The following is a 13,138-nucleotide window of genomic DNA, read 5'->3' as shown; positions in this document are numbered from 1 at the left end:
CATGAACAGGATCGTCCCGCCGATCTCTTCGCTCTCCCTGAAACTGCCGACCTCCGGCGGCGGCCTCGAGACCTATCGTCTCGCGGCGTCGCGGACCTTTCCCGCCAAGCTCGAGGGAACGCTGAGCCGCGTCGCGTTCTCGGCGGCGCATGTCGTCGCCGACCCGCGCGCCGATGTCGATCCGTGGCTGACCGCCGCGGTCGACTGGGACAGGACGATCGCGTTCCGCGAACATGTCTGGGATCTGGGACTGGGCGTCGCGGAGGCGATGGACACCGCGCAGCGCGGCATGGGACTGGACTGGAATACCTCGCTGGAATTGATCCGGCGCTCGGTGAGCGCGGCGAAGGCCAAAGGCAATGCGCTGGTGTTTTCCGGCGCTGGCACCGACCACCTCGCGGTGGAGGACGCCAGGACGCTGGACGATGTGATCCGCGCCTATGAGGAGCAGATCGCCGCGATCGAGAAGGTCGGTGGCCGCATCATCCTGATGTGCTCGCGGGCGTTGGCAAAGCTCGGGCGGAGTGCGGACGACTACGCCAAAGTCTACGGCCGCGTGCTGTCGCAGGTCCGCGAGCCCGTGATCATCCACTGGCTCGGCGATATGTTCGATCCGGCGCTTGCGGGCTATTGGGGTACGAGCGATCTCGACAAGGCGATGGACACCGCGGTTGCCATCATCAACGCTCACGCAGGCAAGGTCGACGGCGTCAAGGTTTCGTTGCTCGACAAGCAGCGCGAGATCGACATGCGCCGGAGGCTCGATCCGCGCGTCAAGATGTATACCGGCGACGACTTCAACTATGCCGAACTGATCGCCGGCGACGAGCAGGGTTTCTCGCACGCGCTGCTCGGCATCTTCGATGCGATCGCTCCGGCTGCATCCTATGCGCTGTCGCGATTGGCCGCGGGCGATGAAGCCGGCTTCCACGACGTGCTGGGGCCGACGGTGCCGCTGTCGCGCCACATCTTCAAGGCGCCGACGCGGTTCTACAAGACCGGCATCGTGTTCATGGCCTATCTCAACGGTCACCAGGATCACTTCACCATGATCGGCGGGCAGGAGAGCACGCGCTCGACGCTGCATCTCGCCGAACTGTTCCGCCTCGCCGATGCTGCGGGTCTGCTCGCCAATCCGGAATTGGCGACGCGGCGGATGAAGACGGTGCTGGCAACGCGCGGCGTTGAGCCCTGATGCGCGATTTTTCTTCCGATCACCGCTGGCTGTCGCTGAACACGGCGACGGTCCGCAAGCAGCGCAACCTGGTCGAGATCATCGAAGCCTGCGCGCGCCACGGCATCCGCGCCATCGATCCCTGGCGCGATCAGGTCGCGTCGATCGGCCTCGATCGCGCTGTGCGCGCGCTGCGCGACGCGGGGCTCGAATTGTCGGGCTATTGCCGCGGCGGCATGTTCGTTGCCGACGCTGCGCATCGGCTTGAGGCGCGCGACGACAACCGCCGCGCGATCGATGAGGCCGCCGCGCTCGGCGCCTCCTGCATCGTCCTTGTGGTCGGCGGCCTGCCGCAATATTCGCGGCCGGGCAGCGCGGCCTCGAAGGACATAGCGGCAGCGCGCACGCAGGTGCATGACGGCATCGCCGAGATGCTGGAATATGCGAGAGGGGCAAAGCTGCCGCTTGCAATCGAGCCGCTGCACCCGGCCTATGCCGGCGACCGCGCCTGCGTGAACACCACCAGGCAGGCGCTTGATATCTGCGACGCGCTGGACCCGCAGCGCAGCGGCATGCTCGGCGTCGCGCTCGATGTCTATCACATCTGGTGGGATCCGGAGTTGATGGGCCAGATCGCACGTGCGGGCAAGGACCGGTTGCTTGCGTTCCATGTCTGCGACTGGCTGGTGCCGACCAAGGACATCCTCAACGACCGCGGCATGATGGGCGACGGCGTGATCGACATCAAGTCGGTGCGCGCGGCGGTCGAAGCACAAGGGTATGCGGGCTATTCGGAGATCGAGATCTTTTCCAACGACTGGTGGAGCCGGCCGATGGACGAGGTCTTGCGGATCTGCATCGAGAGGCACCGGACCGCGGTTTAGGGGCGGTACTCAAGGCTCCCTGAAAGCGTGGTCATTGGCCTGCAGTCTGCTGCAGCGTGTTGAACCGCGCTTTCTGCTCGCTGCTCAGCGTGGCATAGAACTCGTCCAGTCTGGCTTGCACCCAATCGGCTGCCTCCAGCATGGCCTCTAGCCGCTTTTCCATCGCCTCAAGCCGTCCGACCGGCGTCAGTGGCACCTCGTCCGGGCAGGCAGCTTGCAGCCCTGCAACCGCTTTCTTCGTCGCGTTGCTCAAGCGGTCGAGCGCATCCTTTTGCTTGCCTGCGGGGCGTATCACCGCTTCGATCCGTTCGATCGGCAGCTGCGTCAGGCTGGACTTCGGATCGCCGCAGGCCTCGGACGCTTCCCGCGGCGGCTGCTGTTGCGAACGATCGCCGACATTGGGACCGAGCGCATTGAAGCGCGCCTTTTGCTCGTCGCTCAGCGAGTCATAGAACCTCTCCAGCGCCGGCCGCACGATCTTCACCGCCTCGAGCGTGGCGGTGATGCGGTTCGTCATCGCCCGCAAGCGGCCGGGCGGCGTCAGCGCATAGGATTCGCTGCAGGATTGCTTGAACACATCGGCAGCCTTTGCCGCCGCAATCTTCAATTCATCGAGCAAAGCACGCTGCTCCGGAGTCGGTTGGACGGCCCGCGTGATGTCGGCGATCGGCCAGGCGGTCACGCCCTTGTCCGGTGCTTCGCACACTTGCCGCAGAGTCTCTGGGCTCGCGCTTGGGCGTTGGCGGCCTCGGTAACCGGTGATCGCCTCGCCGGGCTCCGGGTATCGGGCGTAGGCGGAATACGGACTGTCCGCACCCCAGAATACGGTGTCGACGAAGTCGTCGTAAGCGTAAGCCCAATAGCCGGGCTCGTAGGCATAGGGCCAGAACGTGTAGTTGAAGATGTCGGAATAGGCATAGGGCCAGAACACCGGGCCGAGCCAGGCAACAAACACCGCGTGCTCGCCGTGCCGCCAGGCACGGTGGGGCGCCCAGGCCTGCTCCCGGGCCGCGAGCGCCGCTTGGGCTTGCAGAGCATCACTGCGGAAGTGCGCGGCAAATCGTCCGCGTGCTGCAGCCTCAAGGGCCGCGGCAGCGGCAGGTCGCTCGGCCGAAGGCTGCGGTGCCAACCGCTGCAGCCGCGCCTGATCACGTTGCTGCATAAGCTGCTCGCGCTGGATCTGGCGGTTCTGGGTCTGGAGCAACCGCTCTTGCGCGCGTTGCGCCCGCACGCCTTCCGGCTTTTGCGACTGCAATTGCTGCACGCGCTGCTGCAGGCGATCGATGCGGGTCTGGCGCTCTGCGCTCTGGCGCGAAAGCATCTCACGCTGCCGTTCCTGCACCATCTGCTGTTGCTTTTGGATTCGCTGCTCACGCGTTTCGATCTGCTCCTGTGGCGACGGCCGCGCGCCCACAGCGGGCGATGGGGCCGGGCGCGACGGTGCGGCGATGTCGGGCCCGTGACGCCCTGCCGTGGCCGGACGCTGCGGTGGCGCAGCCGGGCCAGGACGGATGTCGGGTCGGCGGATCTCAGGTCGTGGCCCGGCTACGCGTGGTGCGGCCGCGCGCGGAGGTGCGGCAATATGCAGCGCCGGACGCGGTGCCATGGTCGGCCGCTGTGGCGGGGGAGCGGCACGGATCGCCGGTGCGGCCGGCCGCGCCATCGCCGGAGGTCGCGCCATCGCCGGCGGCGGTGCGGGGCGGGCCATGGCGGGGGGTGGTCCTGCTGGTCGGGCTGCTGGTGCAGCCCCGCCACCCCGGAAAGCCTTGGTCCCCTGGGCGAACGAGCCGCCGCTCCAAGCGATTGCGCAGACACCAACTAAGAACGCTGTAAGGCGAACGCCGTGCGGAAGCATGATGGCAGCTCCCTCCTACTGGCTCTGGTCGCCCGCAAACATCAACGCGCAAGCGCAGACATCGTTCGTTTATCGCTTGTATGGCCCACATCGATTGCAATGCAGGGTGACGGGCGAGCACAAGCCGCGCACGCGGCACCGCAAGGGGAGGGCTGGCTCACCCCCAGATGCTCCTCGGAGTGCACTATTCCGGCGAGGCCACGGGGCGGCGGTGGGACGGTGTTGAAGAATGGGTCGCAGAAAAGCTGCAGCCCCAGCTGATCAGCCGCTAGGCATTGACCGTGCACGGCACGCTGAGGAATCCGCGGAAACGGACGCGGCCGCCGCGCACTGGTTCGCCGGCGAGTACATAATTCGGGAAGCGGGCAAGGAAGCGCGAGATCGCGATGGCGCCTTCGAGCCGCGCGAGCGCCATGCCGGCGCATTGATGCGCGCCGGTGCCGAAGGCGAGATGGCGGTTCGGCGTACGCGCGATGTCGAAACGCTCGGGGTCCGGGAACTGCGCGGGATCGCGGTTGGCGGCGCCGATGCAGAGCGTCACCGGCGTGCCCGCGGACATCTTGATGCCGCCGAGCTCGACCTCTTCCACGATCATGCGGTTGCCGAGCTGGTTCGAGCTCTCGTAGCGCAGCATCTCCTCGACCGCGGTCTTGATCAGGTCGGGCTGCGAGATCAGCCGCTGCTTTTCCTTGGGATAGCGCAGCAGCGTCACCAAGCCGTTGCCGATCAGATTGGTCGTGGTCTCATGGCCGGCGTTGAGCAGAAAGATGCAATTGTGCAGCAGTTCCTGCTCGGTCAGTCGCTCGCCATTGTCCTCACCATTACCTTCGCCTTGGATCAGCCGCGTCAGCACGTCGCGTTCGGGATTGCCCGGCTTGGCGCGCCGTCGCTCGACCAGCGTCTCCAGATAGGCGAGGAAGTCCTTCACGGCCTTGTTGCCGCGCGCAAATTGCTCCGATGAGATCACCGGCTCAAGCGCGCCCAGGATCGCGAGCGACCAGTCACGCAAGGGGCCGCGCTCGTCGTGGGGCACGTCGAGCAGATTGCCGATCACCTCGACTGGGATCGCAGAGGCGAAATCCTCGATCAGCTCGACCTTGCCTTTGGCGGCGATCGCATCGAGCAGGCCGTCGATCAGGCAGATCAGGTCGGGCTCCATTGCGGCGATCGCGCGCGGCGACAGCGCACCCATGATCAGGCGCCGCACGCGGGTGTGCGCCGGCGGGTCGTTGAAGACGAGGCTCGTGGTGTGATGCTCGTAGAGGAGGGAGTCGCCGTATTTCGGCGAAAACTCCTTCTTCTTGTCGGAGGAGAACGCTTTCGTGCTTTTATAGGCGGTGACGAGGTCGTCGTAGCGGGTCAGGAAGTAGGAGCCGTTGGGCAGGCGCTTGACCGGCGCGTTATCCCGCAGTGCACGATAGGTCGGGTAGGGGTTGGCATAGAATTCCGGCGTCAGCCGTTCGAGGTCGAAATTCTCCGCCAGTTCTCGTGCGTTTCCTGTCATGCTGCCATTCTCTTTTTGAGAACTGATATGCCGTTTTTGTTCTTCCGGAAAGTGCTGCCCGCTTTACAGTCTGCTTGCCTCGCTTATTCCTTCGGAAACGCCCATGCATGCCCGCACTGAAACTGCCTCCGATAGCCAGCCGGCCTGGCCGGAAGAGATTTTCTCGACATTGCAGCGCTTCGATGTCCGCCAGGTGCCTTACGTGCCCGACGCCGGGCACTCGCAACTGATCGAGCGCGTGCTCGGCTCCTCCACCATGCGCGGCATTCCGCTGACGACGGAGGAGGAGGGCATCGCACTGCTGCTCGGCGCCTGGGCCGGCGGCCAGCGCGGCGTGCTGTTGATGCAGTCGAGCGGTGTCGGCAATTGCATCAACATGCTGTCGCTGACGCAGATCTTCCGCTTTCCGTTCCTGACGCTAGTGACGATGCGCGGCGAATGGGGCGAGTTCAATCCGTGGCAGGTGCCGATGGGATCGAACACGCAAGCCGCCTTCGAGCTCTGCGGCGTCAAGGTATTGCGGGCGACGCATCCCGAGGAAGTGCGCGAGGTCGTCGAGGCCGGCGCGGCGCAGGCCTATAACGCGTCGACGCCGACCGCTGTGCTGCTGTCGCAGCGGCTGATCGGGGCAAAGGTATTCGTGAAATGAGCAAGGCCAATCTTCTGGACCGCCGCGCAGTCGTCGCCCACCTGCTGAAGGACCGTAACGGCGCGATCGCGGTCGGCGGCCTCGGCGCCTCGACCTATGACATCGCCGCCGCCGGCGATGATGCCCGCAATTTCTATCTCTGGGGCGCCATGGGCGGTGCGGTCATGATTGGACTCGGGCTCGCGCTGGCGCAACCCAAGCTGCCGGTGATCGTCATCACCGGCGATGGTGAGATGCTGATGGGGCTCGGGAGCCTCGCCACCGTCGGCGCGCAGAAGCCCGCCAACCTCTCCATCGTCGTGCTCGACAACGAAGCCTATGGCGAGACCGGAGGACAGGTCAGCCATACTGCCACTTCGGTCGACCTGGTCGGCGTCGCCAAGTCCTGCGGCATCGCCGACAGCCGCGCGATCACCACCATGGCCGAGGTCGAAGCGTTCGCGCTGTCGTTGAAGGAAGCGGACGGTCCGCGCTTCGCCAATGTGAAGATCGACGGCGCCAATCTGGAGCGGGTGTTGTCGAACCGCGACGGCACCTTCGTCGTCAACCGCCTGCGCGGCTCGCTGGGCTACCAGCCGATTTAGGGAGTTTCGTAACCCGGATGGAGGGCAGCGCAACCCGGAATCCCTGAGTCAACGTTGAGGGAGCGGCCCCGGGTTATGCTGGCGCTCCACCCGGGCCACGGCATTCGTTCAAATTGCTTGCGACTCGACCCTCTCCGTGGGAGGAGTACGGTTCCCGTAGCGGTCGGCGGGCGCGCCTGCCGATTTTTGTCAAGTGTGACATCGCGTTATCTTCCTGACGGTACAAGACCTTATCGGGAGGTGGGGGCGTAACCCAACCTTAAGTTCTATTTTTGCACTGCCGTAAATTCTTGACAATCTTTAAGGTGAGTGATTACTCACGCGCATGTCTACCCTGCGCATGACAAGTGACTTGCGGCGTCAGCTGATCCTCAGCGCCGCCAAGCGGTGCTTCGCCCGCCATGGCTTTGCCGGCACCACGACCAAGAGCGTGGCGGCCGCCGCTTCCATTTCGGAAGGGCTGTTGTTCAAGCACTTCCCGTCCAAGGCGGCGCTTTACGCCGAGATCCTCGCCGAAGAGTGCGAGGCCGATCCGGATCTCGCGCACCTGCTCGGGCAGGACCCCTCGACCGCAACCCTGGTCGAACTTGTGAAGGGCATGGTCGGGCATTTCCTGGAGGTATCACAGGGGCCGGACGAGCAAGAGGCGCAGCGGTTGCGGCTGATGACCTCCAGCCACCTCGACGACGGTGAGTTCGCGCGCCTGCTATACGGCAAGGTCGGCGAACTGATCGCGCCGGTCTTCACCGCATCGATGGAACGCGCCGTCGCCGCCGGCGACGCCACCCGCATCGGCAGCGTGCCGCTCAACCTGTTCTGGTTCGCGCACCACGTCGTGCTGATGTCGGCGCTAACGCGGTTGCCGACGACGCCGTGCCTCAGCTACGGCGACGCGCCCGACCTCGAGCGCCAGCTTTCCGAATTCATCCTGCGCGGCATCGGGCTCACCGAAGCCGCGATTTCCTTTTATTTGAACCGTCAGCCGTCACCGAGCCGGGGACAATCGGTAACAGCAGAAAGTGCATGACATGAACATCGTCACCGAAACCAACATCAAGGGCGAACCGATCGATAAAAAGCCGCACAAGCGGCCGGTCAGGATGGGGCGCTGGTTCATCATCGTTGGATTGCTGCTGGCGCTCGTCGTCGGCGGCCTGGTCTGGTTCAACTATTTCCGCGCCAAGATGATCGGCGAGTTCTTCGCCAACATGAAGCCGCCGCCGGTGACGGTGAATGCGGCCGAGGCGAAATCGGAAGTCGTGCCGAACCTGTTGACCGCGGTCGGCGAACTCGCCGCCGTGCACCAGGTCAACGTCACCTCCGACGTCTCGGGACGCATCACGGATATCCTGTTCACCGCAGGCGCCGAGGTAAAGGCGGGTGCGCCGCTGCTCCAGTTGTTCGACGGGCCGGAGCAGGGCGATCTCGCCAGCTTCAAGGCGCAGGCGACGGTGGCGCAGCTTTCGCTCGATCGCGCCAAGCAGCTTGCCGCGCGCAATTTTGGGCCGCAGGCTACGGTCGACCAGACCCAGGCTGCGTATGACCAGGCCCTGGCCGGTATTGCCAAGACCGAGGCGCTGATCTCGCAGAAGCTGGTCCGCGCCCCCTTCAATGGCGAGCTTGGCGTGCGCAGGGTCGAGGTCGGTCAATATCTGACCGCTGGCAACCAGATCGTGTCTCTGACCGATCTGTCGATGCTCTACGACAATTTCACGGTGACCGAAAAGGACAGCGGCCAGCTCAAAGTCGGCCAGACCGTCCGCATCAAGGTGGACGCCTATCCGGATCGCGTCTTCGAGGGCAAGCTGACCACGATCGAGCCGCAGGTCGCGACCGACACCCGCAACATCCGCGTGCAGGCCACCGTCGCGAACCCCGAAAAGATCCTCAAGCCCGGCATGTTCGCGACCACCACGGTGGTGCTGCCCGACAAGCCGCCGGTGATCACGGTTCCGGAAACCGCGGTCGACTACTCGCTCTATGGCGACTCGGTCTACCTGATCACCGAGAAGAAGGAGAACGACGGCAAGACCAGCCTGACGGCGGTGCGTACCTTCGTGCAGACCGGCAAGCGATTTGGCGGCCGCACCGAGATCGTCCGCGGCCTGAAGGCCGGCGACCGTATCGTGGCGCTCGGTCAGATCAAGCTTCAGTCAGGGGCTGCCGTTGCGATCTCCACCGAGCCGACGCCGCCGATCCCGGCCGAACCGCCGCGCTACTGAGAAGCAGGACCCCGTAATGTCCTTCACCGACATCTTCATCAAGCGGCCGGTCCTGTCGGTCGTCGTCAGCCTGCTGATCCTCCTGATCGGCTTGCGGGCTGCGACCGTGCTGCCGATCCGGCAATATCCGAAACTGTCGAACACGGTGGTCAACGTCACCACCAGCTATCCCGGTGCGTCGGCCGACCTGATCCAGGGCTTCATCACGACGCCGATCGAGCAGGCGGTCGCCTCGGCCGAAGGCGTCGACTACATCACCTCGTCCTCGGTGCTCGGCACCTCCACGATCCAGGTCTACATCAAGCTGAACTTCGACCCGAACCAGGCGCTCACCGAGGTGCTGGCCAAGGTCAACTCGGTCAAATACCTGATCCCGAAGGAATCAAACGACCCGGTCGTCACCAAGACCACCGGCCAGACCACGGCCGTGATGTATCTCGGCTTCTCCAGCGAGGAGCTGTCGGGATCGGCGATCTCGGATTACCTCACGCGCGTGGTCCAGCCGTTGCTGTCGACGGTTGACGGCGTGGCTTCCGCCGACATCCTCGGCGGCCAGACTTTTGCGATGCGATTGTGGCTCGACCCGATCAAGATGGCGGGGCGCGGCGTGTCGCCCACGGATGTTGCGCAGGCGATTGCGTCAAACAACTTCCAGGCCGCCGCCGGCCAGTCCAAGGGCTACTACATCGTCTCCAACGTTTCGACCAACACCGATCTGCGCAACATCGACGAGTTCAAGCGCATGATCGTGAAGTCGAGGGAGGGCGGCTTCGTCCGGATGGAGGATATCGCGCAAGTCGAACTTGCCGCCCAAAGCACGGACGCGAGCGTCGCGTTCAATGGCGAGCATGCGATCTTCATCGGTATCAACGCGACCCCGCAAGGTAACCCGCTGACCCTTGTGAAGGGCGTCCGCGCCCTGTTCCCGGAACTCGAGCGCAACCTGCCGCCGTCGCTGAAGATGAAGGTGGCCTACGATTCCACCAAGTTCATTCAATCGTCGATCGACGAGGTGGAGAAGACGCTCGGCGAAGCCGTCGTGATCGTCATCGTGGTGATCTTCCTGTTCCTGGCCTCGATCCGCTCGGTCATCATCCCCGTGGTGACGATCCCGCTATCGCTGGTCGGCGTCTGCAGCCTGATGCTGGTCATGGGTTTCAGCATCAACCTCCTGACCCTGCTTGCGATGGTGCTCGCGATCGGTCTCGTGGTCGACGACGCCATCGTGGTGGTGGAGAACATCCACCGCCATCTCGAGGAGGGCAAGACGCCGGTACAAGCCTCACTAGTAGGCGCGCGCGAGATCGTCGGTCCGGTCATCTCCATGACCATTACGCTCGCGGCGGTGTACGCGCCGATCGGCTTCCTTGGCGGCCTCACCGGTGCGTTGTTCCGCGAATTCGCCTTCACGCTGGCGGGCTCGGTGATCGTGTCGGGCGTGATCGCGCTGACGCTGTCGCCCATGATGTGCTCGGTGCTGCTGAAGAACACCGAGGAAGGGCGTTTCGCGCGAGCGGTTAACCGCGTGTTCGGTTCGTTGACGCGCTGGTACGGTCGCAAGCTCGACCGCTCGCTCGATTACCGACCGATCACCGGCCTGTTTGCGCTGACCATGCTCGGCCTCGTCGGCTTCCTCTACATGCACACGATGAAGGAGCTCGCGCCCGAAGAGGACCAGGGCATCGTGTTCGCGCTGACGAAGGCGCCGAAATACGCCAACATCGACTACGTCGACTTCTACGGCGAGAAGATGGACAAGGTGTTCCAGAAGTTTCCGGAGACGGATCTGCGCTTCATCCTGAATGGCACGCCGAGCGCGCAAAGCGGCATCGCCGGCATGCTGCTCACCCCGTGGGATGAGCGCAAGCGTTCGGCCATTGCGTTGAAGCCGCTGGTGCAGGCGGAGCTGTCCAAGATCGAAGGCGTCAACGCCTTCGCTTTCAACCTGCCGCCGCTGCCGGGTGGTCCGGGCGGCCTGCCGGTGCAGATGGTGATCAATTCGACCGTCAGCTTCCAGGCCATCTATGAGCAGATGGAGAAGTTGAAGGCAGCCGCCCGCAAGAGCGGTATGTTCATCGTCTCCGACAGCGATCTCGATTTCAACCAGCCGGTGGTGCGCGTCCGCGTCGACCGCTCCAAGGCAAGCGACCTCGGCATCAACATGCAGCAGGTCGGCGCGACACTGGCCACGCTGCTCGGCGGCAACTACGTCAACCGCTTCAATCTGGAGGGACGCTCCTACCAGGTGATCCCGCAGGTGCCGCGTGCCGTCCGCCTGTCGCCGGAGGCGCTTGGCGGCTACTACGTGCCGACCAACACCGGGCAGTTGGTGCCGATCTCGACCGTCGTCTCGATCGAGACGGGCACCGATCCGAACGCGCTGACGCACTACAACCAGCTCAACTCGGCGACCTTCTCGGCGGTGCCGATGCCGGGCGTGACGGTGGGCCAGGCGGTCGACTTCCTCGAAGGCGAGGCCAAGAAACTGCCGGCCGGTTTCGGCCATGACTATCTGGCGGACTCGCGGCAATATGTGCAGGAGGGCAACCAGCTCGTCATCACCTTCGCGTTCGCCGTGATCATCATCTTCCTGGTGCTGGCGGCGCAGTTCGAGAGCTTGCGCGACCCACTGGTCATCATGGTCTCGGTGCCCATGGCGATCGTCGGCGCCCTGATCCCGCTGTTCTTCGGCGTCGCGACGATGAACATCTATACCCAGGTCGGGTTGCTGACGCTGGTCGGCCTCATCACCAAGCACGGCATCCTGATGGTGGAGTTCGCCAATGAACTGCAGCTCAACGAGGGGCTCGACCGCCGCTCGGCGATCGAGATGGCGGCCCGCATCCGGCTGCGTCCGATCCTGATGACGACGGCGGCGATGGTCACCGGCCTGCTTCCGCTGTTGACCGCGTCGGGTGCCGGTGCGGCCAGCCGGTTCTCGATCGGTCTCGTCGTGGTCGCGGGCATGCTGATCGGTACGCTGTTCACGCTGTTCGTGCTGCCCGCGGTCTATGTCACGATCGCCACCGATCACCGGGCGAAAGCGACTTCAGAGCGCAACAAGCAGATCGCCGACTACGAGCTCGGCGATAGCGGAGCGCTCAAGCCTACCTGAGACTTCTTGGCCCCAAAGTCTCAGCGAAAGGGCGGCGACGGTTCTACCGTTGCTGCCCTTTTGGTTTTTGTGGACAGCATGTCTGCTGTCGTCCCGGGCTTGACCCGGGACCCATAACCACAGGGAGGTGTTGTACGCGAGCAAGCGGTTATAGCTTGGCCCATCGCATGGGCCTGTGGTTATAGGTCTCGGATCGGCGTTCGCTTCGCTCACTTGTCCGGGACGACGGCGAGTTTCCTTGCTAGAAAGTCGCCAAGCTCTTCAGGATGCGCGCATAAACAACTGAGCTTTAGGGGGAAACAGACATGGTGAGCGATTTCGCGCCCGGCAATTATCGTTTCATTCCGGCCGTATTCCAGTATTCGAGCGGCGCGGCCGCCAATCCCGGATTCGAGGTCGAACGCGTGCGCTTTGACAGGCTGGTGCCGCTTGCCGAAGGCTTTGCGCGGATCGCAAGTCATATCCAGGCGGCGGGTCGGCCGCTGACCTCGTTCTGCGCCTGCGAATTGCGTTCGCCGGCGGCGGTGTCGGAGCAGGGCTTTCGCGCCTTCAACGAGCATTATGTGAAGACGCTCGCGGAATGGGGGTTGTTCGATGGCAGCACCAATCCGGTGGCGCGCAGCAATGTCTGTCCCGAAATCGATCCTCCCGCCGAGCCGTCATTCTACGCATTCTCGTTCACACGCCCGAGCACGGGAACCTCGCCGTCCTTCGTCATCGCCGGCGGCGCCGAGGCGCGCGGCGGTACCGGCAGCTATCCCGAGCGCATCGTGCGCTATCGCGACATGAGCGCGGAAGCCTGGAAGGAGAAGGTGCGCTTCACCGTCGGCGAAATGGAGCGGCGGCTCGCCGAATTCGGTTCCACCTGGCAGGACACCACCGGCGTGCAGGTCTACACCGTGCACGATTTCCATCCGCATCTCGCCGATGAACTGGTGCGCCGCGGCGCCACCCGCGCCGGCCTGACCTGGCACTTCGCCCGGCCGCCGGTGGTCGATCTCGAATACGAGATGGATTGCCGCCGCGTGCTGCGAGAGCTGGTGATTTAAGGCGCGTCTCTCTCCTCGTCATTGCGAGCGGAGCGAAGCAATCCATCTCGCCGCTTGTGGAGGCATGGATTGCTTCGTCGCTTTGCTCCTCGCAATGACGCG

Annotated in this window: 10 protein-coding genes; 8 read left to right on the top strand and 2 right to left on the bottom strand. The window is 64.3% G+C overall.

The features are described from left to right. Position 1: 1 nt before the first annotated feature. Both ACZIRK_RS33100 and ACZIRK_RS33095 read left to right on the top strand, forming a co-directional pair. Positions 2 to 1,195 carry a dihydrodipicolinate synthase family protein gene (locus tag ACZIRK_RS33100; protein WP_474418876.1) on the top strand — a complete coding sequence of 398 codons (1,194 nt, stop codon included), beginning with the start codon at positions 2 to 4 and terminating at the stop codon, positions 1,193 to 1,195. Continuing rightward, entirely contained in the window at positions 1,195 to 2,058 is an 864-nt protein-coding gene (locus ACZIRK_RS33095; protein ID WP_474418875.1) for a sugar phosphate isomerase/epimerase family protein, read from the top strand. Before ACZIRK_RS33100 ends, ACZIRK_RS33095 begins: the two co-directional genes overlap by 1 nt. A 31-nt stretch (positions 2,059 to 2,089) precedes the next feature. Here the strand turns inward: ACZIRK_RS33095 and ACZIRK_RS33090 are convergent, their stop codons facing one another. Together ACZIRK_RS33090 and ACZIRK_RS33085 are read right to left on the bottom strand one after the other, a co-directional pair. After that, a complete protein-coding gene (locus ACZIRK_RS33090) occupies positions 2,090 to 3,766 on the bottom strand; it encodes a Spy/CpxP family protein refolding chaperone (RefSeq protein WP_474418874.1) in 1,677 nt (558 codons plus the stop codon). A gap of 415 nt (positions 3,767 to 4,181) precedes the next feature. Next, a complete protein-coding gene (locus ACZIRK_RS33085; RefSeq protein ID WP_474418873.1) occupies positions 4,182 to 5,417 on the bottom strand; it encodes a cytochrome P450 in 1,236 nt (411 codons plus the stop codon). A gap of 103 nt (positions 5,418 to 5,520) precedes the next feature. On the opposite strand from ACZIRK_RS33085, the gene ACZIRK_RS33080 reads away from it, so the two are divergent. The 6 genes from ACZIRK_RS33080 to cnbZ all read left to right on the top strand — a co-directional run bounded on the left by ACZIRK_RS33080 (position 5,521) and on the right by cnbZ (position 13,036). After that, the gene (locus tag ACZIRK_RS33080; protein WP_474418872.1) at positions 5,521 to 6,066 is read left to right on the top strand and encodes a phosphonopyruvate decarboxylase; all 546 of its coding nucleotides are present in this window, start codon (positions 5,521 to 5,523) and stop codon (positions 6,064 to 6,066) included. After that, complete coding sequence (locus ACZIRK_RS33075; protein ID WP_474418871.1) at positions 6,063 to 6,650, top strand: thiamine pyrophosphate-dependent enzyme; 588 nt, start codon at positions 6,063 to 6,065, stop codon at positions 6,648 to 6,650. Before ACZIRK_RS33080 ends, ACZIRK_RS33075 begins: the two co-directional genes overlap by 4 nt. A gap of 325 nt (positions 6,651 to 6,975) precedes the next feature. Next, positions 6,976 to 7,677, top strand: coding sequence for a TetR/AcrR family transcriptional regulator (locus ACZIRK_RS33070; protein ID WP_130228932.1), 702 nt, complete (start codon positions 6,976 to 6,978; stop codon positions 7,675 to 7,677). 1 nt (position 7,678) lies between these two features. Further along, the gene (locus ACZIRK_RS33065) at positions 7,679 to 8,872 is read left to right on the top strand and encodes an efflux RND transporter periplasmic adaptor subunit (RefSeq protein WP_130228931.1); all 1,194 of its coding nucleotides are present in this window, start codon (positions 7,679 to 7,681) and stop codon (positions 8,870 to 8,872) included. Positions 8,873 to 8,888: 16 nt separating this feature from the next. Further along, on the top strand, positions 8,889 to 11,987 hold the full coding sequence (locus tag ACZIRK_RS33060) for a MexW/MexI family multidrug efflux RND transporter permease subunit (RefSeq protein ID WP_474418870.1): 3,099 nt from the start codon (positions 8,889 to 8,891) through the stop codon (positions 11,985 to 11,987). A gap of 305 nt (positions 11,988 to 12,292) precedes the next feature. After that, positions 12,293 to 13,036 carry a 2-amino-5-chloromuconate deaminase CnbZ gene (gene cnbZ / locus ACZIRK_RS33055; RefSeq protein WP_456641068.1) on the top strand — a complete coding sequence of 248 codons (744 nt, stop codon included), beginning with the start codon at positions 12,293 to 12,295 and terminating at the stop codon, positions 13,034 to 13,036. The last annotated feature ends 102 nt before the right edge of the window (positions 13,037 to 13,138 follow it).

The sequence above is a fragment of the Bradyrhizobium sp. Leo114 genome (assembly GCF_055229415.2).
This window is presented reverse-complemented; position numbering and strand designations above follow the sequence as displayed.